Origin of the sequence: Sphaerisporangium viridialbum, assembly GCF_049674955.1 — a bacterium.
Lineage (GTDB): Bacteria > Actinomycetota > Actinomycetes > Streptosporangiales > Streptosporangiaceae > Sphaerisporangium > Sphaerisporangium viridialbum.
In genome coordinates this window covers 563,299-586,709 of record NZ_CP187232.1, presented here as the reverse complement: position 1 = coordinate 586,709, position 23,411 = coordinate 563,299, and the positions used below count along the sequence as shown (strand labels likewise).

Here is a 23,411-nt window from a genome sequence, read left to right as displayed (position 1 = left end):
TGCACGCGGCGCATGATCAGCGGATTCGCAAGAGACCCCGAGCAGCCGAAGCCGCCGAAGGTCTCATCTTCAGGACTACTCCTCCGAAGAGGTCGTCAGCCCAGTAGGACATCACGCAGATGGGCCACCTGCGTTGACATTGGCGCCGCCGATGCCGCAGTAGCCGTTGGGTACTTCGTACAAATATTGCTGGTGGTAGACCTCTGCTTGAGGCAATAATTCCCCGGAGGTCTCCATGGCTGCGGTCAGTTCTGGCACTGGCAATCCCCTGAAATCGTGGAGACGTCTCTATGCGGCGATGGCCTTCTGAGGCCTTGCTCTGGCGGTCATGATTCGTTGTTCGTAGTCGATCGGGGATAACCCGGTGTCGCCGGACGCGTCACTGGGGCACCGAGATCCCGGACCACCAGTCGCCGCCTTCGTCGTCGCCGTGGCGGCCGCACGCGTCGATCAGCTTCTCGTCCATGGTGACCTTGACGGCCTCGGTGGTCCCAGGGAAATTCCGGTGCATCGATGAACTGCGAGCCCTAGATTGCGTGGGGTGACCGCGGACGACGACGTGCCCTCCAACCTTTCGCATCTCGGCGCGCCGATCGGGCCGATGATCCGCGTCCACGGCGGGTTCGCCAACCGGATGTACCGGCTCGACACCGACCAGGGGTCGTTCGCGGTGAAGGAGTTGAACCTCGTCGACCGCCGCTGGACCTACCACGTCGAGGACGTGTTCAGGTTCGAGCGGGCGGCCTTCGCTGCCGGCATCCCGATGCCAGAGCCGATCTCGGCCAGCCACCACACGCTCGTCCACCGGTGGGTCGAGGGAGAGAAGGTGCCCGAAGCACCGGTGTCGGCGGCGTACGCGTTCGAGATCGGTGAGATCCTCGCGCGCATCCACGCGCTCGACGTCGAGTGGACCCACGTGTCGATCGAGGACCCGACGTCACGGGACTGGCCCGAGCTCGCCGAGCGGGCGGCGGCGACCGGACAGCCGTGGGCCGACGAACTCGTCTCCCACGTCGAGACGTTCCTCGCGATTGCCCACTTCGTCGACACCTGCGAACGGCCAGGCCCCGTCGTGCTGACCCACAAGGACATCCAACCGTGGAACCTGCTCGCTCGAGACGGTCGGCCGGTGGTGCTCGACTGGGAGCTCTCGGGGATGCTCGACCTGGCCAGTGAGCTCGGCTCGACCGCGCTGAGCCTCGCGAAGGGGCCTGGCTTCGACGACATCGAGCCGACCATCTTCCGCTCGGTCCTCGACGGCTACGTCGCAGGGGGCGGAGCGCTGCCGCCGTCGGGTCCAAGCTGGTTCGTGTTCATGATCGGCGGCTGGCTGGGTTCACGAGGTGGAACATCCTCCGCTGCCTCGCCGGTGTCGAGGCGAGCACCGGCCCTGACCTCGCGCTGTCGCACGAGTCCTTGCGCAACGGCGTGCGCGGCCTCCCCGACATGTTCGGCCGACTTCCGGAGCTCGAGGCGCTGCTCGAGTGACAGTGTGCACAACGAAGCTGTCCATCGGGTTGCGGTGGGCATCCACCCGGCCACCCGAGCGGGATCGCTGCGCCGGCACCGGGTTCACCAGCGGCCCCAGATCCGCCGTACAGGCCCACTCGTAGAACCCGAACAGCACGCTCAGCTGGTGGTTGATCGTCCTGGCCGCGTACCGAACAGGTCAACCGGCTGCGAGCGAGCGGCCACATCGACTACGAGTTCTAGGCCAGGTGGAAAGCATCACCCCAAGCCAATCCGACAGCCATCACCTGAAGATTGACAAAAGGGCCTGGCCCAAGATCGACACCCGACAAGCTGGTGACCCTGGGCCAGGATGTTGCGTGAAATCGCTGGTCTACGCCTCGCCGGTCGTTAGGCCGATCGGGCAGGCCACGCCGGTGCCGCCGATGCCGCAGTAGCCGTTGGGTACTTTGTACAAATATTGCTGGTGATAGTCCTCGGCGAAGTAGAACTGGGGGGCTGGGGTGATTTCTGTGGTGATGGGGTCATAGCCGGCTGAGGTGAGGACCTGCTGGTACGCGTCGCGGGACGCGAGGGCGGACTTCTCCTGGGCCGGGCCGTGGGTGTAGATGGCCGAGCGGTACTGCGTGCCGACGTCGTTGCCCTGGCGCATGCCCTGCGTGGGGTCGTGCGCCTCCCAGAAGACCTTGAGGAGTTCCTCGTACGACACCTTGCTGGGGTCGAAGACGACGCGGACGACCTCGGTGTGGCCGGTGAGCCCGGTGCACACTTCCTCGTATGTCGGGTTCGGGGTGTGGCCACCCTGGTAGCCGACCGATGTGGACACTACGCCCGGGGTCTGCCAGAACTTGCGCTCGGCGCCCCAGAAACAGCCGAGCCCGAACTCGGCGATCTCGGTCCCCTCGGGGTACGGCCCGGCGAGGGGGGCGTCGAGCACCGCGTGCCGCGCGGGCACGGGCATCGTCACCGTACGTCCGGGGAGCGCCTCGTCCGCGGTCACCATCGAAGTCTTGTTCTTGCCGAAGAGCCAGCCCATCGCGAACCTCCGTCAGACAGCCTTGCAGAGAGCCCAACCACTGGGCCGTCCCCGTTGTTCCTCAGGTAAGCATCGCTTAAGAGAGGACAAAGACCTACTTATTTGTGGTAAAGGCTGTCAGCAGTGAAAATGGGTTACATGCCTGATTCGCGCCGTGGGGTCTTGTACGGCATCGCCGCCTATGCCATGTGGGGCCTCTTCCCCCTCTACTGGCCGCTGCTCAAGCCTTCCGGGGCGGTGGAGATCCTTGCTCACCGCATGGTCTGGTCGCTGGTGGCGGTCATCGCCGTGCTGGCCGTGAGGCGCCACTGGTCCTGGTTCCGCGAACTCGCCGGGCAGCCCAGAAAGCTGCTCCTGCTCGCCCTCGCCGCCGTGGTCGTCTCGGTGAACTGGGGCGTCTACATCTACGCGGTGAACGCCGGCCACGTGGTCGAGAGCGCGCTCGGGTACTTCATCAACCCTCTGGTGAGCGTGCTGTTCGGCGTGATGATCTTCCGGGAGCGGCTGCGCCGGTGGCAGTGGGTGGCGGTGGGGCTCGGCGCCCTCGCCGTCGTCGTCCTGACCGTGGACTACGGCCGGCCGCCGTGGATCGCCCTGGTGCTCGCGGTCAGCTTCGGAACGTACGGCCTGATCAAGAAGTCCGCCAACGTGGGAGCGGCCGAGAGCCTGACGGTGGAGACCCTGGTCCTGCTGCTGCCGGCCCTGGCGTACCTGGTGTTCCTGCAGGCCCAGGGGACCTCCACCTTCGGCAACGAGGGGCTCGGCCATGCCGCGCTGCTGGTGGGCGCGGGTCTGGTGACGGCGGTCCCGCTCATGTGCTTCACCGCCGCCGCGATCCGCGTCCCGCTCACGGTGATCGGGCTTCTGCAGTACATCGCGCCCATCCTGCAGTTCCTCTGCGGTGTGCTGGTGGCCCACGAGACCATGCCGCCCAGCCGCTGGGCCGGTTTCACGATCATCTGGCTCGCCCTGGCCGTCTTCAGCTGGGAAGGGCTGCACAACGCCCACACCGTCCGGCGCGCCGCCAGCGCGACTCCCGCCCTCGAAACCGTCTGAGCTACGTCGCCGGACGTATCCGGCGGACCGCGCATACCTCCTCGGCCGTACGAGGGACCCCACCGGCCGGCCGACGACGGTGCCTGCCAGAGGCGAGAGCATCGACGGGAACCAAGGGGGTAAAGATGGCAGATCGCCGCTTTCGCTTCGGGGTCGTCGCGGGGATGGCGGGAGACGCCGGTCAGTGGATCGGGCTCGCACGCCACGCCGAGGACCTCGGGTACGCGACCTTTCTCACACCGGACACGCTCAACACGCTCCCCCCGCTGCTCTCGCTGAGCGCGGCGGCCGCCGCCACCACGTCGATCGGGCTGGGCACATTCGTCCTCGCGGCCCCGTACCGGCGGCCCGCCCAGCTCGCGTGGGAGGTCGCCGGGCTGAGCCTGCTGTCGGGCGGCCGGTTCGAGCTCGGGCTCGGCGCCGGACGGCCGCACGCGCGAGAGGACGCGGCCCGGCTTGGCGTGCCGTTCGGCTCGCCCGACCAGCGGATCAGGCAGCTCGAAGACGTGATCCACCAGACGAGGAAGTGGCCGGGTCCAGGCGGGCCCAAAACCACAGGTCCAAGCGAGCCCAAAACCACAGGGCCGAGCGGGCCCACAGCCACAGGTCCGAGCGGGCCCAGAGCCGAGGGTCCCAGCGAGCCCAAAGCCATGGCTCGCAGCGAGGCGACCGCCAAGGGACCTGGTGCCTGGCCGGCCCTGCGCCTGCTGATCGCGGCCTCTGGGGCCCGCATGATGGGCTTCGCCGCCAGGAACGCCGACACCGTCGCCCTGGGACTCCCACCCTCCACTCCCGAGGACGGCCTGGCCGAGCACGTACGCCTGATCCGGCAGGCGAGTGACGACTTCGACGCTCTGGAGCTCAGCACCGGCATCCACGTGGTCGGTGACGAGGTGCCCCCATGGCTGGCACAGCAGATGGGCCCAGACGTCCCCGAGGACTCGATCGCCGTGCTCAACGGATCACCGCGCCAGATGGCCGACCGCCTGCTCCGCCGCAGGGACACCCACCAGATCTCCTACATCACGGTGAACGCGATGTTCGCCGACCGGCTCGCCCCCGTCGTGGAACTCCTCGCGGGCACCTGAGATCCGCAGGGTCAGCCGGAGCGGTCGGCCACGTAGTCGCAGAGGGCCAGCAGGGCGGCCCTGGCGGGGATGTCGGGCAGTGCCGCGAGGTCGCCGCGCGCCCGCTCGACCCACGACGTCAGCTCGGCGCGGGCGCGGATCATGGCGGGGTTGCCCCGGAGCAGCTCCACGGCCTCCTCGATGTGCTCCGCCGCGACGGGACCCGAGAGAAGCTGCCGCAGCCGCCCGTCCTCCGGCGCCGAGGACTCGAGCACGTACAGGACGGGGAGCGTGCGGATGCCCTCACGCAGGTCGGTGCCGGGGGTCTTGCCGCTCTCCCCCGCCGACGAGGCGACGTCCAGCAGGTCGTCCCCGAGCTGCCAGGCCACGCCGATGGCCTCGCAGGCGCTGGTGAGACGCTCGACGACCTCGGGAGACGCCCCGGCGAGCATGCCCCCGAAACGGCCAGAGGTGGCGATCAGCGAGCCGGTCTTGTCGGCCAGCACGTCGATGTAGTGCGTGACCGCGTCCACGCCGGGCCGAGGGCCGATGGTCTCGCGGATCTGCCCCCGGACGAGCCGGGAGAAGGTCTGCGCCTGGATGCGGACCAGCTCGGGCCCGAGGTCGGCGAGGATCTCCGAGGCCTGGGCGAAGAGGTAGTCGCCCGTGAGGATGGCGACCGTGTTGTCCCACCGGGCGTTGGCGGACGGGGAGCCCCGGCGCACCCGGGCCTCGTCCATGACGTCGTCGTGGTAGAGCGTCGCGAGGTGGGTGAGCTCGATCACCACGGCCCCCGGCACGATGCCGGGGGCGGTGGAGTCACCGAAGTGCGAGGCCAGAAGCACGATCATCGCCCGGAAGCGCTTGCCGCCGGCCTCAATGAGGTGCTTGGACGCCTCCGCCACGAAGGCGTCCTCGCTGTCGGCTGACGCGCGGAGCAGCTTCTCGACGGCGTCGAGGCCACCGGCGATATCCGCTGCCAGCCCTTCGTCGATGAAAGGCAGGTCGACTACGGGCGGCGCGGCCATGAACCATTACTCCTAACGGACGAACAGCGACTGCGCAGCCGTGTGCGCGAGGTCGAGCACGGGCTGCGGGAAGACCCCGAGCACTACGGTAGCCGCCGCGGAAAGCGTGACGACCGCCGCAGTGCCCATGCTCGGCATGGCGATGGTCGGTCCCTCGGGGGCCGGGTCGCTGAAGAACATCAGGACGATCACGCGGACGTAGAAGAACGCCGCCATCGCGGACGTCACCACACCCACGATGACCAGTCCCACCGCCCCGCCGGAGACGGCCGCGGCGAACACCGCGTACTTCCCGAAGAAGCCGGACGTCAGCGGGATGCCGGCGAAGGCGAGCAGGAAGAGCGCGAAGATGCCCGCGAGGACGGGTGATCGCTTGCCGAGGCCGGCCCAGCGGGACAGGTGCCCCGCCTCGCCACCCGCGTCCCGGATCATCGTGACGACGGCGAAGGCGCCGACCGTGGCGAAGCCGTAGGCGACCAGGTAGAACAGGATGCCCGCGAGCGCGCTGGCGTTCTGCGCCTCCTTGCCGGTCGCCACCACGGCCGTCAGCAGGAAGCCGGTGTGCGCGATCGAGGAGTAGGCCAGCATGCGCTTGATGTCGGTCTGGGTGATCGCGAGGATCGCGCCGATGACCATCGTGAGGATGGCCACGGCCCACAGCACCGGGATCCACTCGGTGTCGATGTTTCCGAGCGCGACCCAGAAGACCCGCAGCAGCGCGCCGAACGCGGCGATCAGGGTGCCGGAGGCCATCAGCGCGGTGATGGGGGTCGGCGCGCCCTGGTACACGTCGGGCTTCCAGGCCTGGAACGGGGCCGCGCCGATCTTGAACAGGAGGCCGACGCCCACCAGCGCGGCGCCCATGTACAGCAGGCTGTCCTGGCCGCCCACGGTGCTGAGGGCCTTCTCGATGGCCCCGAGGTCGACCGATCCGGCGAAGCCGTACAGAAGGGCCGTGCCGTACAGGAAGAACGCCGAGGAGAAGGCGCCGAGCAGGAAGTACTTCATCGCCGCCTCCTGCGAGAGCAGGCGGCGACGGCGGGCGAGGCCGCACAGCAGGTACAGCGGCAGCGACATGACCTCAAGGGCCACGAACATGATCAGCAGGTCGTTCGAGGCGGGGAAGAGCATCATGCCGCCGACGGCGAAGAGCACCAGCGGGTAGATCTCGGTGTGCGCACCGCCCTCGGCGATCGCCCGGTCCTCCTCGGCGCTGCCGGGCACGGCCGCGGCCTGCGCCACGAACTGGTCGTCGTCGTTGATCAGCAGGACGCTGACGATCGCGAGCAGGAGAATGGCACCCCAGATGAACAGCGACGGCCCGTCCACCGCCACCGCGCCCATGGCGGCGGCGTTGCGCACGCCCCGGAAGCCCTCCCAGACGGTCAGCGCGAACGCGCCGATCATCGACAGGATCGTGATGGGCATCTGGATCGACTTGCGCAGGTAGCGCGGCGTGAAGGCCTCGACGAGGACACCGGCGATCGCCGCGCCGAAGACGATGAGCATCGGGGCGAGTTGCCCGTATTCGATCTTCGGCGCCTCAATGGTGACGGCGGCGAGCGTGCTCACTGGCCTGCCCCCTTCTTCTCAGCGGTGGCGGGTATGGCGGGGGTGAACTGCGGCGCCTGCACGCTGGTGAGGGTGTGGTGGACCGCCGGGTTGATCACGTCGAGCAGCGGCTTGGGGAAGAACCCGAAGCCGATGAGCAGCGCGAGCAGCGGCGCGACCACGAACTTCTCGCGGAGGTTCAGGTCGGTGATGCCGCGGACCTTCTCGGCCGTCGGGCCGGTCATCATCCGCTGGTACATCCACAGGATGTAGACGGCCGCGAGGACCATGCCCGACAGGGCGATGATGCTCGGGACGACGTACCGCTCGTAGGTGCCGATCAGCACCAGGAACTCGCTCACGAACGTCGACAGGCCGGGCAGCGACAGGGACGACAGGCCGGCGACCAGGAAGGTGCCCGCCAGCACGGGGGCGACCTTCTGCACGCCTCCGTAGTCCGCGATGTACTGCGACCCTCTGCGGTTGATCAGGAAGCCCGCGAGCAGGAACAGCGCGCCCGTCGAGAAGCCGTGGTTCACCATGTACAGCGTGGCGCCCGAGCCGGCGTCGGCGGTCATGGCGAAGACGCCCATCGTGATGAAGCCGAAGTGCGAGATCGACGTGTAGGCGATGAGCCGCTTCATGTCGGTCTGCCCGATGGCGACGATCGCGCCGTACACGATGCCGATCACGCTCAGCGCGATCACCAGCGGGGTGAAGAACTTGGCGGCGTCCGGGAACAGCTCCAGGCAGAAGCGGAGCATGCCGTACGTGCCGACCTTGTCCAGCACGCCGACGAGCAGCACGGCCGCCCCGGCGGGCGCCTGGGCGGCGGCGTCGGGGAGCCAGGTGTGGAACGGCCAGAGCGGGGCCTTCACGGCGAACGCGATGAAGAAGCCGAGGAACAGCCACTTCTGCGTGTTCGGGTCCTTGATGACCCCGATCAGCTCGGGCTGCAGGAACGTGCCCTTGTCGGCGACGAAGTAGAGCGCGATCACGGCCACCAGCATGAGCAGGCCGCCGAACAGCGAGTACAGCAGGAACTTGACGGCCGCGTACGACCGCTGGGCTCCGCCGTAGGACCCGATCATGAAGTACATCGGGATCAGCATCGCTTCGAAGAAGACGTAGAAGAGGAAGATGTCGGTCGCCGCGAAGACGCCGATCATCATCGCCTCCAGCACCAGGATCAGTGCGAAGTACGTCTTGACCGATCGCTTGGCCTCAGGCCGGTCGGCGTCGTGCCAGGAGGCCAGCACGACGATCGGCACCAGCACCACCGCCAGCGCGATCAGCACGAGCGCGATGCCGTCGACGGCGACCGCGTAGTGGACCCCGAACGACGGGATCCAGTCGTACACCTCGCTGAACTGGTCGCGACGCCCGGACGGGTCGAACTGGGACGCCATGATCAGCGTGAGCACCAGCACGACGAGCGAGACCGCGAGCGTGAGCTGCTTGGCGAGCTTGTCGTTGCCCTTGGGCACCGCCGCCACCGCCAGCGCGCCCACCACGGGCACGCCCATCAGGATTGAGAGCCAGGGCATCACAGGTTCCCTACGACGAACCATGCGCCGACCAGAAGGGCGGCACCGAAGAATATCGACAAGGCGTACGACCGGACGAAACCGGTCTGCACGCGGCGCACGCGGCCGGACGTGCCGCCGATCATCGCCGCCAGGCCGTTCACCAGGCCGTCGACGCCGCGGTTGTCGAAGAACACCGCGAGCCGGGTCAGCCACTGGCCGGGGCGCATGAACAGCGCCTCGTTGAGGGCGTCGCCGTACAGGTCACGACGGGCGAAGGTGGTGAGGAACGATCCGCGCGGGGCGACCGCGGGGACCTCGGCCCTGCCGTACTTCATCCACGCGTACGCCACGCCGACCGCGACCAGCGCCAGGGTCACCAGGCCGGTGACGCTGAACGGGTCGAACTCCGGCTTGGTGGCCGGCGCGCCGACGGCGGGCTGGAGGAACTCCATGAAGCGGTTCCCCATGATCAGGTACCCGCCTCCGAAGACCGAGCCGATCGACAGGATGATCAGCGGCCAGGTCATCACGGCGGGCGACTCGTGCGGGTGGGCGTCCTTCTCCCAGCGCCGCTGGCCGTGGAAGGTCATGAAGAACATGCGCGACATGTAGAAGCCGGTGATGCCCGCGCCGATCACGGCCAGCCAGCCGAGGATCGGGTTGTGGTGCATCGCCGTCTCGATGATGCCGTCCTTGGTCCAGTAACCGGACAGCAGCGGGAAGCCGATGATCGCCAGGTAGCCGAGCCCGAAGGTGATCCACGTGGTCTTCATGACGGAGGCCAGGCCCCCGTACTTGCGCATGTCGACCTCGTCGTTCATCGCGTGCATGACCGAGCCGGCGCCGAGGAACATCGAGGCCTTGAAGAAGCCGTGCGCGATCAGGTGGGCGATGGCGAAGGCGTACCCGACCGGGCCGAGGCCCGCGGCGAGCATCATGTAGCCGATCTGCGACATCGTCGAGCCGGCCAGGCCCTTCTTGATGTCGTCCTTGGCGGTACCGATGATCGCACCGGCCAGCAGCGTGGCCACGCCGACGATCGTCACGACGAGCTGCGCGGTCGGCGCCCCCTCGAAGATCGCGCCGGAGCGGACCACGAGGTAGACCCCGGCGGTGACCATGGTGGCCGCGTGGATGAGGGCCGAGACCGGGGTCGGGCCCTCCATCGCGTCCAGCAGCCAGGACTGCAGCGGGAGCTGGGCCGACTTGCCGCACGCGCCGAGCAGCAGTGCGAGGCCGATCAGCGTCAGCGTGCCCTGCGACGCCTCCGAGGCGTGCGAGAAGACCGGGCCGAAGGCCACGGTGCCGAACGTCGTGAAGATCACGAAGATGCCGAGCGCGAGGCCCATGTCACCGACGCGGTTGACGACGAACGCCTTCTTGGCCGCCGCGGCGGCCGACGGCTTGTGCTGCCAGAAGCCGATCAGCAGGTAGGACGCGAGACCCACGCCCTCCCAGCCGATGTAGAGGCCGAGGTAGTTGTCGGCCAGCACCAGCAGGAGCATCGCCGCGATGAAGAGGTTCAGGTAGGCGAAGAACCGCCGCCGGTTCGGGTCGTGCGCCATGTAGCCGATGGAGTAGATGTGGATCAGCGATCCGACACCGGTGATCAGCAGGGCGAACGAGATCGACAGCGGGTCCAGCAGCAGGCCCATCTTGACGTCGATCGTGCCGCCGGGCAGGAAGTCGTAAAGCTCCACCACACGGCGGCGCTGGTCGGCCCCGAGGCCGATCAGCTCGAAGAAGACGAGCACGGCGACCACGAACGACGCCAGCGACATGGCGACGCCGAGGAAGTGACCCCAGCGGTCGGTACGACGGCCGCCCAGCAGCAGGATCGCCGCGCCCAGCAGGGGCAGGACGATCGTCAGCCAGGAGACGCCGATCACTCCACCGGAGTGCTGGACGATCTCAGCGGGTTCCACGGCCACCTCTTAGTACTTCAGCAGGTTGACGTCGTCCACCGACGCGGACCTGCGGGTTCGGAAGATCGTCACGATGATCGCGAGACCCACGACGACCTCGGCGGCGGCCACGATCATCACGAAGAACGCGATGATCTGGCCTTCGAGGTTGCCGTGCTGCCTGGCGAACGTGACGAAAGCCAGGTTGCAGGCGTTGAGCATGAGCTCCACGCACATGAACACGACAATGGCGTTACGGCGTACGAGCACGCCGACACCGCCGATGGCGAACAGCAGCGCGGAGAGCACCAGGTAGTGGGTGGTCACTTGCCTTCCTCCTGGACGGGGCCGTCGGCGGTGCCGGCGGTCTGGACGACCTTCGGCTTCTCCTCCGCCTCGGGGGAGCCCTCGAGGGAACCCTCGGGCTTCTCGGCGACGGCCTGGACGACCTTCGGCTTCTCGGTGCGGCCAGGGCCCGCGGCGACGTTCCTGATCGCCTGGGCGAGCCTCGGGTTCTCCGGCAGCCGGCCGTCCTCGACGTCGTGCCGGGCGATGAACCGGTTGACGGAGAGCTCGGAGACCGTGCCGTCCGGCAGCAGCGCGGGCATGTCGATCGCGTTGTGCCGCGCGTAGGTGCCGGGCCCGGGAAGCGTGCCGGGGTGCCCGCCGAGGAAGCGCGCGCGCGACAGCTCCTTCTGGGACGCCTTCGGCGTGCTGCGCTCGCGGTGCGCCAGCACCATCGCGCCGAGCGCGGCGGTGATGAGCAGCGCGGAGGTGACCTCGAACGCGAAGACATAACGGGTGAAGATCAGGTGGGCCAGCGCGGGGACGTTGCCTCCGTCGGCCTTGACCGCCGAGGCCAGCCCGACCGGGTCGCCGACGACCGCGTTGCCGATGCCGGCCGCCAGGAGCACCGCGAAGCCGAGGCCCGCGATGACCGCCCAGAAGCGCTGACCCTTGATCGTCTCCACCAGGGAGTCGGAGGAGTCGACGCCGACCAGCATCAGCACGAACAGGAACAGCATCATGACCGCGCCGGTGTAGACGATGATCTGCACCACGGCGAGGAACGGGGCGTCCTGCACGGCGTAGAGCACGGCCAGCGAGAGCATCACCACGCCCAGCATGAGCGCGGAGTACACCGCCTTGCGGCTGAAGACGAGTCCGAACGCCGCGGCCACCGAGACGACCGCCAGCACCCAGAACGTGATGGTTTCACCCATTGCTACGGCCCAACCGGTAGTAGTCCTCTTCGGTCTCGCCGAGGCGCATGGAGTGCGGGGGCGCTTCCATGCCAGGACCCAGCGGCGCGAGCAGCATCTCCTTGGTGTAGATGAGGCTCTCACGACTGGAGTCCGCGAGCTCGTACTCGTTGGTCATCGTGAGCGCGCGTGTCGGGCACGCCTCGATGCACAGTCCGCACAGGATGCAGCGCAGATAGTTGATCTGGTACGTCCGGCCGTACCGCTCACCCGGGGAGTAGCGCTCCTCGTCGGTGTTGTCGGCACCTTCCACGAAGATCGCGTCCGCCGGGCAGGCCCAGGCGCAGAGCTCGCACCCGACGCACTTCTCCAGGCCGTCCGGCCAGCGGTTCAGCTGGTGGCGGCCGTGGAACCGAGGCGCGGTGGGCCGCTTCTCCTCGGGGTAGTTGACCGTCACAGGCTTCTTGAACATGTGGTGGAAGGTGACGCCGAAGCCCTTTACGGGATTCAGGAAATCAGTTAGTCCCACTGGGGACCTCCTTGCGTCCGTTGACGCCGTGGTAGTGCGGCAGGTCCAACGCCGGAACAGGGAACCCACCGGCGGCGGGCTCCTCACGCAGCTGCTCGAACTCCGCCTCGACCTCGGCGGCCCTGGCCTCTCTGCGGCGCTGGTTGACCGTGTCGAAGCGGAAGTAGATCGCGAGGATTCCGACGACGACGATCGCCGCGATCACCAGCACCAAGGTTCTCTGCTCGCCGGCGACCCGGGTGGCCCGGACGGTGGCGACCAGCAGGATCCATCCGAGGTTGAGCGGGATGAGGACCTTCCAGCCGAAGGCCATGAGCTGGTCGTACCGGATACGTGGCAGCGACGCGCGCACCCAGATGAAGAACGCGAACACCAGCGCGAGCTTGATGAAGAACCACAACATCGGCCACCAGCCGACGTTCGCGCCGTCCCACAGCGAGATCGGCCACGGAGCGCGCCAGCCGCCGAAGAAGAGCGTGATGCACAGGCCCGACACCGTGAACACGTTGGCGTACTCGGCCAGCATGAACATCGCGAACTTCAGCGACGAGGAGTACTCGGTGTGGAAGCCGCCGACCAGCTCACCCTCACCCTCGGGAAGGTCGAACGGCACGCGGTTCGTCTCGCCGAGCATCGTGATCACGTAGATCAGGAACGACGGGATCAGCAGGATGGCGTACCAGGACGGGAGCGGGATGGAGAGCCCGAAGGCGTCCCAGGTGCCGCCGGAGGCCTGCTTGGCCACGATCTCGGAGGTGGACAGCGTGCCCGCGAACAGGAACACCGCCACGAACGACAGGCCCATCGCGATCTCGTACGAGATGACCTGGGCCGTCGAGCGCAGGCCGCCCAGCACGGCGTACGGCGAGCGCGAGCCCCAGCCCGCGAGCACGATGCCGTAGACGCCGATCGAGGCCATGGCGAGGACCACCAGCACCGCGACGGGCAGGTCGGTGAGCTGCAGCGGGGTCTTCACGCCGAACATCGACACCATCGGCCCGAACGGGATGATGGAGTACGACAGGAAGGCCGGCACCGCGATGATGATCGGCGCCAGGATGTAGACCAGCTTGTCGACGGTCCTCGGGAGGATGTCCTCCTTCAGCCCCATCTTGATGCCGTCGGCCACCGACTGCAGCAGGCCGAACTTGCCCGCGCGGTTGGGGCCGTAGCGGTGCTGCATGCGCGAGATGAGCTTGCGCTCGGTCCACACGCCGAACAGCACGCCCAGCATCAGGAAGACGAAGATGAAGACGGCCTTGATGATGGAGATCCACAGGGGATCCTTGCCGAAGTCCGCCAGGGTGGGCCCGGCCGGATCGGCGACCAGAAGGGCTGCCTGTGTCATTTGGTCGCTCACCACTTCTCATTCGCTTCGCGGGCGGCTCGTGCCAAGCCGACCGCTCCGCTCACCGCGTAGGATTCGCTCCCAGTCATGAGGCGCTCCCGATCTTGACGACGTCGCCGGCCACGGCGCGCAGGTCACGGGTGACCGAGCAGCCGGCCGAGTTGGACGGCACCCAGACCACGCGGTCGGGCAGGTCGGCCACCCGCGCGGGCAGCGTGACCGTACCGCCCTCCGTGGTGATCGTGACCTTACCGTCGAGCGCGCCGATCTCCGCCGCCGTGGCCTCGGAGAGCAGCGCCTCGACGGCGTGCCCCGTGCCCGCGAGGTACGGCTCGCCGTCCTGCAGGCGCCCGGAGTCCAGCAGGAGGTGCCAGGTCGCGAGGACGGCCTCACCGGCCCTGGGGTCGGCGTGGGTGCCGCCGCTCACGCTCGGACCGTTGGCCCGGGAGCCGCGCCAGGCGCCGAGCGCCGCGAGCTCGCGGCGGGCGGCGGCGGCGTCGGGCAGGCCCAGGTGCACGTCCATGTAGTCGCTGATCGCGGCGATCGCGCGCAGGTCGCTCAGCACGCCGGGGACCTCGATGGCCTGCTCGAACGAGCGGCCACGGCCCTCCCAGTCGACGAACGTGCCGCTCTTCTCCGAGACCGCCGCGACGGGCAGCACCACGTCGGCGCGGTCGGTGACCGCGCTGGCGCGCATCTCCAGCGAGACGATGAACGGCGTGTTCTCGAGGGCCGCGAGGGCCGCCTCGGGGTCGGCCAGGTCGTAGGGGTCGACGCCCCCGATGACCAGGGCGTCCAGCTCGCCCGTCAGCGCGGCGGTGAGGATCGCGGAGGTGTCGCGTCCGGCGGCGCCGGGGAGCCCCGAGACGTTCCAGGCGCGGGCGACCTCGGCGCGAGCCGCCTCGTCGGCGGCCGGGCGGCCGATGGGAAGGAGGTTCGGCAGCGCGCCGGCCTCGATCGCGCCGCGCTCGCCGGCCCGGCGGGGCACCCAGGCCAGGCGCGCGCCCGAGGTGGCGCTCAGCCGCAGGACGGCGGAGAGCGCGCCGCGGGAGGCGGCGAGCCGCTCGCCCACCAGGATGATCGTGCCGGGCTGCGCGAGCGCGTCGGTGACCGGGGAGGACCCGGAGATCAGGTCGCCGAGCGCCTCGGCCTCCGCGCCGGGAAGCGTGCGGATCAGCTCGCCGCCCATCTTGGCGAGACCCGCGCCGGCGAACGGCGCGAGCGAGAAGACCTTGAGACCGCGCTTGCGCCAGGCCTTGCGGAGCCGCAGGAAGACGATCGGCGACTCCTCCTCGGGCTCGAACCCGGCGAGCAGCACGGCCGGGGCCTTCTCGAGGTCGGCGTAGGAGACCTCGATGCCCTTGCCCGCCACCGCGTGGGCGAGGAAGGCCGTCTCCTCCTCCGACAGCGGGCGGGAGCGGAAGTCGATGTCGTTGGTGCCGAGCGCGATGCGGGCGAACTTGGAGTACGCGTAGGCGTCCTCGACGGTCACCCGCCCGCCGACCAGCACGCCGGCCTTGCCCCTCGCCCTCGCGAGCCCCTCGGCGGCGGCGGTCAGCGCCTCCGGCCAGGACGCGGGGCGCAGGTAGCCGCTCTCGTCTCGGACGAGCGGGGACTGCAGGCGGTCGGGCTGGGTGGCGTACGCGAAGGCCCAGCGGCCCTTGTCGCAGTTCCACTCCTCGTTGACCTGCGGGTCGTCTCCGGCGAGGCGCCGGGTGACCTTGCCGCGCCGGTGGTCGGTGCGCAGCTCGCAGCCGCTCGCGCAGTGCTCGCAGGCACTCTGCGTGGAGACCAGGTCGAACGGCCGTGACTTGAAGCGGTAGGCGGCGCCGGTGAGCGCGCCCACCGGGCAGATCTGCACGGTGTTGCCGGAGAAGTACGACTCGAACGGCTCGCCGTTCGCGACGCCCACCTGCTCGGAGGCGCCCCGCTCGAAGAACTCGATCAGCGGGTCGCCCGCGATCTCGTCCGCGAAGCGGATGCAGCGGGCGCACTGGATACAGCGCTCGCGGTCGAGCAGCACCTCGGTCGAGAGCGGGATGGGCTTCTCGAAGGTGCGCTTGGTCTCCTGGAAGCGGGACTCGCCCTGGCCGTTCGACATGGCCTGGTTCTGCAGGGGGCACTCGCCGCCCTTATCGCAGACCGGGCAGTCGAGCGGGTGGTTCAGGAGCAGCATCTCCATGGCGCCGCGCTGGGCCTTCTCGGCGACCGGCGAGGTGAGCTGGGTCTGGATGACCATGCCCTCGGCGACCTCGATGGCGCAGGACGGCTGCGGCTTCGGGAAGCCCCGGCCGTTACCGGCGTCCGTGATGTCGACCAGGCACTGCCGGCAGTTGGCCGCGGGCTCCAGCAGCGGGTGGTCGCAGAACCTCGGGATCTGGATGCCCAGCAGCTCGGCCGCCCGGATGATCAAAGTCCCCTTCGGAACGCTGACCTGGAAGCCGTCGACGGTGAGGGTCACCATGTCCACCGGCTGCTCGACCGGTCCTGCCGGGGTCGTCTGTACTGTCATGCCTTACCCCACACAGTTGATGCGGCGGGATCGAACGGACATCCGCCGATCTCGAAGTGCTTGAGGTATTCGTCCCGGAAGTGCTTCACCGACGAATGGATCGGGCTGGTCGCGCCGTCACCGAGGGCGCAGAACGACCGGCCCAGGATGTTGTCCGCGATGTCCGTGATCGTGGTGAGGTCCTCTTCGGTGCCCTGGCCCTTCTCGAGCCGCCGGAGCACCTGCTTGAGCCAGTAGGTGCCCTCCCGGCAGGGGGTGCACTTGCCGCAGGACTCGTGGGCGTAGAACTCGGTCCACCGCAGCACCGCGCGGACGACGCAGGTCGTCTCGTCGAAGATCTGCAGCGCCCGGGTGCCGAGCATCGAGCCCTTGGCACCGACCGACTCGAAGTCGAGCGGGACGTCCAGGTGCTCGTCTGTGAAGATCGGGGTGGAGGACCCGCCCGGCGTCCAGAACTTCAGCCGGTGGCCCGCCCGGACCCCGCCGGCCATGTCGAGCAGCTCGCGCAGGGTGATGCCGAGCGGCGCCTCGTACTGGCCTGGCCTGGTGACGTGGCCGCTCAGCGAGAAGATGCCGAAGCCCTTGGACTTCTCGGTGCCCATCGAGGCGAACCAGTCGGCGCCGTTCCCGATGATGCTGGGAACGCTCGCGACCGACTCGACGTTGTTGATGACAGTGGGGCACGCGTAAAGGCCCGCGACGGCGGGGAAGGGGGGCTTGAGCCGAGGTTGACCTCTGTAGCCCTCCAGCGAGTCGAGCAGCGCCGTCTCCTCGCCGCAGATGTAGGCGCCGGCGCCGCTGTGCACGACCAGCTCCAGGTCGTAGCCCGACCCGAGGATGTCCGTGCCGAGGTAGCCCTTCTCGTACGCCTCGGCGACGGCCGCCTGCACCCGGCGGACGACGTGCAGCACCTCGCCACGGATGTAGATGAAGGCCTGGTTGGCCCTGATCGCGTACGCCGTGATGATGACGCCCTCCACCAGCGAGTGGGGGTTGGCCATCATGAGCGGGATGTCCTTGCAGGTGCCCGGCTCGGACTCGTCGGCGTTGACGACGAGGTAGTGCGCCTTGCCGTCGCCTTGGGGGATGAAGCCCCACTTCATGCCGGTCGGGAAGCCCGCGCCGCCACGGCCGCGCAGACCGGAGTCCTTGACCGCCTTGATGATGGCGTCGGGGTCCATCCCGAGCGCCTTCTTGGCGGACTCGTACTCGCCGTATCCCTGGAGGGTGAACGAGTCCGCCCGATCCCAGTTCGCGGTGAGAACCGGAGTCAGAGTCGTCATTCGGAGGCCCCCTTCGAAGGCGCCGGCGCCGTCCAGCCGTTCGCCTTGGCGATCTTGAGGCCCTCGACCGAGGGGCCGGCGGCCGAGGGGCCGTCGCCGGCCAGGCCGTCGGGCAGGCCCGCGAGCACGCGCGAGGCCTCCTTGAACGAGCAGAGGCGCCCCGGGCCGCGGGTCGGCGCGATCTCCTTGCCGGCGCGCAGGTCGTCGACGAGCTGCTTGGCGGAGTCGGGGGTCTGGTTGTCGAAGAACTCCCAGTTGACCATCATGACCGGGGCGAAGTCGCAGGCCGCGTTGCACTCGATGCGCTCCAGCGAGACCTTGCCGTCGGTGCTGGTGTCGCCGTTGCCGAGGCCGACGTGCTCGGAGAGCTCGTCCCAGATCTGGTCGCCGCCCATGATCGCGCACAGCGAGTTGATGCAGACGCCCACGTGATACTCACCCGCGGGCTTGCGCTTGTACATCGTGTAGAACGTCGAGACGCCCACGACCTCGGCCTTGGTGAGGCCCAGCATCTCGGCGCAGAACTCCTGCCCCGCGTCGGAGACGTAGCCGTCCTCCGACTGCACGAGGTGCAGCAGGGGCAGCAGCGCCGATCGGGTCTTCGGGTAGCGCCCGATGATCTCTTTCGCGTCGCGTTCGAGACGCTCGCGGACTTCCGGCGAGTAGGTCGTCACCGGTCCACACCTCCCATGACCGGGTCGATCGATGCGACCGCGGCGATGACGTCGGCAATCATGCCGCCTTCGCAGGTAGCGGGCACCGCCTGCAGGTTCGTGAACGAGGGGTCGCGGAAGTGTACGCGGAAGGGGCGGGTGCCCCCGTCGCTCACGACGTGCGCGCCCAGCTCGCCGCGCGGCGACTCGACCGGGACGTACGCCTGGCCCGCCGGCACCCTGAAGCCCTCGGTCACCAGCTTGAAGTGGTGAATCAGCGCCTCCATCGAGCTGCTCATGATGTGGGCGATGTGATCGGGCGAGTTGCCGAGCCCGTCGGGCCCGAGCGCGAGCTGCGACGGCCAGCCGATCTTCTTGTCCTCGATCATGACCGGCTTGCCCTTGAGCTCGGAGCCGGAGAGCCGGTCGAGGCACTGACCGATGATCTTGAGCGACTCCTCCATCTCGGCCACCCGGACGAGGTAGCGGCCGTAGACGTCGCAGGAGGTCTCGGTCGGCACGTCGAAGTCGTAGGTCTCGTAACCGCTGTAGGGCTGCGACTTGCGAAGGTCCCACGGAAGGCCCGCCGCCCGCAGCATGGGCCCGGTGACGCCGAGTGCCATGCAGCCGGTGAGGTCGAGGTAGGCGACGTCCTTGGTGCGCCGGGTGTACGCGGGGTTCTCGTCGAGCAGCTTGCGCATCTCCTTGATGCGCCCCGGCATGATCTTGAGGAACTCACCGATCTTGTCGACCGCACCCGCGGGCAGGTCGACCGACACGCCGCCCGGCCGGACGTACGCCATGTTCATGCGCAGGCCGGTGATGTACTCGAACAGGTCGAGCACCAGCTCGCGCTCGCGGAAGCCGAAGAGCATCGGCGTGGTGGCGCCGAGCTCAAGGCCGAAGGTCGCGATGGCCACCAGGTGGGAGGAGATGCGGTTGAGCTCCATCATCATGACCCGGATGGTCTGCGCGCGGAGCGGCACCCGGTCGGTGATGCCGAGGAGCTGCTCCACCGCCATGCAGTACGCCGCCTCGTTGAAGATGGGCGACAGGTAGTCCATGCGGGTGACGAACGTGACCCCCTGGGTCCACGTCCGGAACTCCATGTTCTTCTCGATGCCGGTGTGGAGATAGCCGATCACCGTGCGCGCCTCGGTGACGGTCTCGCCGTCGAGGGTCAGCACCAGCCTGAGCACGCCGTGGGTGGAGGGGTGCTGCGGGCCCATGTTGATGACCAGGCGCTCTTCCGACGACTCGGCGACCGCGCCGACGACCTCGTCCCAGTCCTGGCCGTTGACGCTGTAGACCCGGCCCTCGGTGGCGTCCTGGTCGGTGTGAGCCGTCTCACCGTCGTGGATGGCGGTCATGCGTACGACCTCCTCTGGTCCGGCGCGGGGATGGTGGCGCCGCGGTACTCCACCGGGATGCCGCCGAGCGGGTAGTCCTTGCGCTGCGGGTGGCCTTCCCAGTCGTCGGGCATCTCGATGCGCGTGAGCGCCGGATGGCCGTCGAAGACGATGCCGAAGAAGTCGTAGGCCTCGCGTTCGTGCCAGTCGTGGGTCGGGTAGACCGACACCGTGGACGGGACGTGCGGATCGGAGTCCGGGCAGGCGACCTCGACCCGGACGCGCCGGTTGTGGGTGATCGAGCACAGGTGGTAGACCGCGTGCAGCTCTCCGCCGGTCTCCTCGGGGTAGTGCACGCCCGAGACGCCGAGCGACAGCTCGAAGCGCAGGTCGGCGTGGTCGCGCAGGTGGCGCATGACCTCGACCAGGTGCTCGCGGGCGACGTGCAGGGTCAGCTCGCCGCGATCGACGACCACGCGCTCGACCATGGTGGTGTAGGCGTCGCCCGTCACGCGCTCGAGCCCGTCGGCGACCTCGTCGAAGTAGCCGCCGTACGGCTTGGCGCTCGACAGCTTCGGCGGGCGGCGCACGACGAGCCGTCCGTAGCCGGAGGTGTCGCCGGAGTCGGTGACGCCGAACATGCCAAGGCGGGCTACCGGCTCCTCCGGCACCCCGGGAAGGTTGTCAGTGCTCATTTCGAGGTCCCCTGGTCGATGAGCGGAAGCGACCGGAGAGCCTGCAGCTCCAGCTCGTCGATCTGCTTGGCGCGGTGCGCGCCGAACTTCATGTTCTGGATCTTGTCGTGCAGCTTGACGATGGCGTCGATGAGCATCTCGGGACGCGGCGGGCAGCCGGGCAGGTAGATGTCCACCGGCACGACGTGGTCGACGCCCTGCACGATCGCGTAGTTGTTGAACATGCCACCGCTGGAGGCGCAGACGCCCATGGCGATGACCCACTTGGGCTCGGCCATCTGGTCGTAGATCTGGCGCAGCACCGGCGCCATCTTCTGCGAGAGCCGGCCCGCCACGATCATGAGGTCGGCCTGGCGGGGGGACGCGGACGCGCGCTCCATGCCGAACCTGGCCAGGTCATGGTTGGGACCGCCGGTGGCCATCAGCTCGATGGCACAGCAGGCCAGGCCGAACGTGGCCGGCCAGACGGAGTTCTTGCGCGCCCATCCGGCCGCCTGTTCCACGGTGGACAGGACGAATCCGCTGGGCAGTTTCTCTTCGAGACCCATCTCAGTGCTTCCTCTCGCGCGCCTCCGGCACGCTGCCTCTCAGTCCCAGTCCAGGCCGCGGCGACGCCACACGTAGGCGTACGCGACCAGGACGGTGACGATGAACAGCACCATCTCGACCAGCCCGAAGACCCCGAGCTGGTCGAAAGCGACCGCCCACGGATAAAGGAAGATGATCTCGATGTCGAACACGATGAAGAGCATCGCCGTGATCATGTACTTCAGGGGGAACCGGCCGCCGCCGACGGGCTGCGGCGTTGGCTCGATGCCGCACTCGTAGGCGTCGAGCTTCGCGCGGTTCCAGCGCTTGGGGCCGGTGAAGGGCGCGATTCCCACGGAGAAGACGGCGAAGCCGGCCGCGAGAACCGCCAGCACCAGGATAGGCACATACAGTTCCATCGCTATGCGTCCCCTCTGAGCGCTGAAGCTTCGGTCAATCGGTTGCTGAGTCTAGGCAGGTCGATCATCGATCTTCGTTCCGGGTGCTGTGTCATGCCGGCGGCGTGACCTTGGACAGGGCGTTGATGATCCGGTCTGACGCATCGCCCTGCCGGTCCGTGAGATTAGCAAGGAGTTTCAGAGCGAACCGCATCAGAGTGGGATGTGGCAGGCCGTGCCGTGTGAGGAACCCCATCACGCCGGGCTTGCCGATGGCCTCGACGAACAGCCGCCCGAGGGTGAAGTAGCCGCCGTAGGCGTCCTTGAGCGTCTGCGGGTACGCGCGCAGGACGCGCTCCCGCTGGGCGGGGGTGGTGCCGGACAGGGCCGTGACGATGGTGTCGGCGGCGATGCGCCCGGTCTCCATCGCGTAGGCGATGCCCTCGCCGTTGAAGGGGTTGATCATGCCGCCCGCGTCGCCGACGAGCACCAGGCCGCGGGTGTAGTGGGGCTGCCGGTTGAAGGCCATCGGCAGCGCGGCGCCCCGGATCGGCCCGGTCATGCTCTCCTCGGAGAACCCCCACTCGGAGGGCATGTTCTTGACCCAGCGGCGCAGCAGATCGCGGTAGTCGATGTTCTGGAACGCGTCGCTGGTGTTCAGGAGCCCGAGGCCGACGTTGCTGGTGCCGTCGCCGACGCCGAACACCCAGCCGTAGCCGGGCAGCAGCCGGGAGGAGCCGTCCGGCTCGGTGTCCCACAGCTCCAGCCAGGTCTCCAGCCAGTCGTCGTCGTGGCGGGGGCTGGTGTAGTAAGTGCGCACGGCGACGCCCATCGGGCGGTCGGTGCGCTTGTGCAGGCCCATCGACAGGGACAGCCGCGTGGAGTTGCCGTCGGCGGCCACGACAAGGCGCGAGCGGTAGGTCACCGGCTCGCCGTCGAGCTTGGCGGTCACTCCGACGATGTGGCCGCCGCGCGGGTCGAGCACCGGACCGGTGACGTTCACGCCCTGCAGCACCCTGACCCCTCCACGCTCGGCGTTGTCCGCCAGGATCTGGTCGAAGTCGAGACGCGTGCGCACGAGGCCGAAGTCGGGGAAGCTCGACAGCTCCGGCCAGGCGAGCTCGAGGCGCATGCCGCCGCCGACGGCCCGGAGCCCCTTGTTCCTGATCCACCCCGGGGCGTCGATGTCGACGCCCATGGCGATCAGCTCCTTGACGGCGCGCGGCGTCAACCCGTCTCCGCACACCTTCTCGCGCGGAAATCGGGTCTTCTCCAGCAGCAGCACGTCGAAGCCGGCCTGTGCGAGGTAGAAAGCCGTGGTCGAACCCGCCGGTCCGGCACCGACGACGATGATGTCGGCGTCCGCCGCGGGAGCTGACTCGCTCACGGGACCTGTCCTGTCCTGGGTGTCGAGGGCCTCGGGGTTTGGGGCCTTCGTTCCTTTGTGAACCACTTCACAAACTTGTCGGCGGAAGTCTAACCCTTTTTCCCTGCCCGATGTCAGATGGAGCTTACCTACTTGCTCACGGTTGGTTTACCAGCCCGATGCAGTGCCACGATGCCGAGCGAAAGATTGCGCCACTCGACCCGTTCCCAGCCCGCCTCCTGGAGAAGCCGGGCGAGACTGGCCTGATCAGGCCAGGCGCGGATCGACTCGGCGAGATATTCGTAGGAGTCGGGATTGGAGCTCACGGCGCGGGCGACGGGTGGCAGGAGCTTCATGATGTATTGCGTGTAAACCAGCTCGAAGGACTTCACCGTGGGCCTGGAGAACTCGCACACCACCAGCCGCCCGCCCGGTTTGGTGACCCGCAGCATCTCGCGCAGCGCCTCGACCGTGTCGTTGACGTTGCGGAGCCCGAACGAGATCGTCACCGCGTCGAAAGTGTCGTCCGCGAAGGGAAGCCTGAGCGCGTCGCCCCCGACGAACGTGACGCCGCGCACCCCCCCGCCATGCAGCCCCGACCCGCCGCGCCGCTCGGCACCCGTGCGCAGCATGCCGAGGGAGAAGTCGCAGGCGATCGCCCGCGCCCCGAGGCCGGTGAAGGCGTCGGTCGAGGTGCCGGTGCCGGCCGCGAGGTCGAGGACGAGCTCACCCGGGCCGGCGTCGACGGCGACCGAGGTGGCCTTGCGCCATGACCGGTCTTGGCCCAGCGACAGGACATCGTTGACCAAGTCATAGCGCCGGGCCGTGCGGTCGAACATCGCCGCCACCTCGTGCGGCTGTTTGTCCAAGGATGCACGCGTCATGCGACAAGCTTAGTGCGCATGAC

Annotated in this window: 23 protein-coding genes; 3 read left to right on the top strand and 20 right to left on the bottom strand. The window is 68.5% G+C overall.

The features are described 5' to 3' along the window. Positions 1-111: 111 nt before the first annotated feature. Together ACOZ38_RS02760 and ACOZ38_RS02755 are read right to left on the bottom strand one after the other, a co-directional pair. A complete protein-coding gene (locus tag ACOZ38_RS02760; protein ID WP_424528602.1) occupies positions 112-258 on the bottom strand; it encodes a hypothetical protein in 147 nt (48 codons plus the stop codon). Between the two features lie 121 nt (positions 259-379). After that, on the bottom strand, positions 380-511 hold the full coding sequence (locus tag ACOZ38_RS02755) for a hypothetical protein (RefSeq protein WP_424528600.1): 132 nt from the start codon (positions 509-511) through the stop codon (positions 380-382). A gap of 30 nt (positions 512-541) precedes the next feature. Here ACOZ38_RS02755 and ACOZ38_RS02750 point away from each other — a divergent pair, with 30 nt between their 5' ends. Further along, the gene (locus ACOZ38_RS02750; RefSeq protein WP_424528598.1) at positions 542-1,768 is read left to right on the top strand and encodes a phosphotransferase family protein; all 1,227 of its coding nucleotides are present in this window, start codon (positions 542-544) and stop codon (positions 1,766-1,768) included. Positions 1,769-1,843: 75 nt separating this feature from the next. On the opposite strand, the gene msrA is transcribed toward ACOZ38_RS02750, so the two are convergent. Beyond that, positions 1,844-2,506, bottom strand: coding sequence for a peptide-methionine (S)-S-oxide reductase MsrA (gene msrA / locus ACOZ38_RS02745; RefSeq protein WP_424528596.1), 663 nt, complete (start codon positions 2,504-2,506; stop codon positions 1,844-1,846). A gap of 138 nt (positions 2,507-2,644) precedes the next feature. Here msrA and rarD point away from each other — a divergent pair, with 138 nt between their 5' ends. Together rarD and ACOZ38_RS02735 are read left to right on the top strand one after the other, a co-directional pair. Beyond that, the gene (rarD, locus tag ACOZ38_RS02740) at positions 2,645-3,562 is read left to right on the top strand and encodes an EamA family transporter RarD (protein ID WP_424528594.1); all 918 of its coding nucleotides are present in this window, start codon (positions 2,645-2,647) and stop codon (positions 3,560-3,562) included. Positions 3,563-3,687: 125 nt separating this feature from the next. After that, positions 3,688-4,650, top strand: a complete 963-nt coding sequence (locus ACOZ38_RS02735) for an LLM class flavin-dependent oxidoreductase (RefSeq protein WP_424528592.1) — start codon at positions 3,688-3,690, stop codon at positions 4,648-4,650. A gap of 11 nt (positions 4,651-4,661) precedes the next feature. Here ACOZ38_RS02735 and ACOZ38_RS02730 read toward each other — a convergent pair whose 3' ends face one another. The 17 genes from ACOZ38_RS02730 to ACOZ38_RS02650 form a co-directional block, all read right to left on the bottom strand. Next, on the bottom strand, positions 4,662-5,657 hold the full coding sequence (locus ACOZ38_RS02730) for a polyprenyl synthetase family protein (RefSeq protein WP_424528590.1): 996 nt from the start codon (positions 5,655-5,657) through the stop codon (positions 4,662-4,664). Positions 5,658-5,669: 12 nt separating this feature from the next. Beyond that, on the bottom strand, positions 5,670-7,229 hold the full coding sequence (nuoN, locus tag ACOZ38_RS02725; RefSeq protein WP_424528588.1) for an NADH-quinone oxidoreductase subunit NuoN: 1,560 nt from the start codon (positions 7,227-7,229) through the stop codon (positions 5,670-5,672). After that, on the bottom strand, positions 7,226-8,755 hold the full coding sequence (locus ACOZ38_RS02720; protein ID WP_405143648.1) for an NADH-quinone oxidoreductase subunit M: 1,530 nt from the start codon (positions 8,753-8,755) through the stop codon (positions 7,226-7,228). The genes nuoN and ACOZ38_RS02720 overlap by 4 nt, the downstream gene beginning before the upstream one ends. Then, the gene (gene nuoL, locus ACOZ38_RS02715) at positions 8,755-10,662 is read right to left on the bottom strand and encodes an NADH-quinone oxidoreductase subunit L (RefSeq protein WP_424528586.1); all 1,908 of its coding nucleotides are present in this window, start codon (positions 10,660-10,662) and stop codon (positions 8,755-8,757) included. The genes ACOZ38_RS02720 and nuoL overlap by 1 nt, the downstream gene beginning before the upstream one ends. A 9-nt stretch (positions 10,663-10,671) precedes the next feature. Next, positions 10,672-10,968 (bottom strand): NADH-quinone oxidoreductase subunit NuoK, encoded by a 297-nt coding sequence (nuoK, locus tag ACOZ38_RS02710; RefSeq protein ID WP_424528584.1) that lies wholly within the window; start codon positions 10,966-10,968, stop codon positions 10,672-10,674. Then, positions 10,965-11,864, bottom strand: coding sequence for an NADH-quinone oxidoreductase subunit J (locus ACOZ38_RS02705; protein ID WP_424528582.1), 900 nt, complete (start codon positions 11,862-11,864; stop codon positions 10,965-10,967). Before ACOZ38_RS02705 ends, nuoK begins: the two co-directional genes overlap by 4 nt. Continuing rightward, positions 11,857-12,372, bottom strand: a complete 516-nt coding sequence (nuoI, locus tag ACOZ38_RS02700; protein ID WP_358548424.1) for an NADH-quinone oxidoreductase subunit NuoI — start codon at positions 12,370-12,372, stop codon at positions 11,857-11,859. The genes ACOZ38_RS02705 and nuoI overlap by 8 nt, the downstream gene beginning before the upstream one ends. Then, a complete protein-coding gene (gene nuoH, locus ACOZ38_RS02695) occupies positions 12,359-13,720 on the bottom strand; it encodes an NADH-quinone oxidoreductase subunit NuoH (RefSeq protein ID WP_424528580.1) in 1,362 nt (453 codons plus the stop codon). The genes nuoI and nuoH overlap by 14 nt, the downstream gene beginning before the upstream one ends. Positions 13,721-13,805: 85 nt before the next feature. Continuing rightward, the gene (locus tag ACOZ38_RS02690; RefSeq protein WP_424528578.1) at positions 13,806-16,232 is read right to left on the bottom strand and encodes an NADH-quinone oxidoreductase subunit G; all 2,427 of its coding nucleotides are present in this window, start codon (positions 16,230-16,232) and stop codon (positions 13,806-13,808) included. Beyond that, on the bottom strand, positions 16,229-17,515 hold the full coding sequence (nuoF, locus tag ACOZ38_RS02685) for an NADH-quinone oxidoreductase subunit NuoF (protein ID WP_405143639.1): 1,287 nt from the start codon (positions 17,513-17,515) through the stop codon (positions 16,229-16,231). Before nuoF ends, ACOZ38_RS02690 begins: the two co-directional genes overlap by 4 nt. Next, entirely contained in the window at positions 17,512-18,189 is a 678-nt protein-coding gene (nuoE, locus tag ACOZ38_RS02680) for an NADH-quinone oxidoreductase subunit NuoE (RefSeq protein WP_405143638.1), read from the bottom strand. Before nuoE ends, nuoF begins: the two co-directional genes overlap by 4 nt. Beyond that, entirely contained in the window at positions 18,186-19,538 is a 1,353-nt protein-coding gene (locus ACOZ38_RS02675; RefSeq protein WP_424528576.1) for an NADH-quinone oxidoreductase subunit D, read from the bottom strand. The genes nuoE and ACOZ38_RS02675 overlap by 4 nt, the downstream gene beginning before the upstream one ends. Continuing rightward, on the bottom strand, positions 19,535-20,212 hold the full coding sequence (locus ACOZ38_RS02670) for an NADH-quinone oxidoreductase subunit C (protein WP_405143636.1): 678 nt from the start codon (positions 20,210-20,212) through the stop codon (positions 19,535-19,537). Before ACOZ38_RS02670 ends, ACOZ38_RS02675 begins: the two co-directional genes overlap by 4 nt. After that, positions 20,209-20,760, bottom strand: a complete 552-nt coding sequence (locus ACOZ38_RS02665) for a NuoB/complex I 20 kDa subunit family protein (protein WP_262842214.1) — start codon at positions 20,758-20,760, stop codon at positions 20,209-20,211. The genes ACOZ38_RS02670 and ACOZ38_RS02665 overlap by 4 nt, the downstream gene beginning before the upstream one ends. 39 nt (positions 20,761-20,799) lie before the next feature. Next, positions 20,800-21,159, bottom strand: a complete 360-nt coding sequence (locus tag ACOZ38_RS02660) for an NADH-quinone oxidoreductase subunit A (protein WP_203993453.1) — start codon at positions 21,157-21,159, stop codon at positions 20,800-20,802. Between the two features lie 91 nt (positions 21,160-21,250). After that, positions 21,251-22,525, bottom strand: coding sequence for a geranylgeranyl reductase family protein (locus tag ACOZ38_RS02655; protein ID WP_424528573.1), 1,275 nt, complete (start codon positions 22,523-22,525; stop codon positions 21,251-21,253). 128 nt (positions 22,526-22,653) lie between these two features. Continuing rightward, a complete protein-coding gene (locus ACOZ38_RS02650) occupies positions 22,654-23,388 on the bottom strand; it encodes a demethylmenaquinone methyltransferase (protein WP_424528571.1) in 735 nt (244 codons plus the stop codon). Positions 23,389-23,411 lie beyond the last annotated feature (23 nt).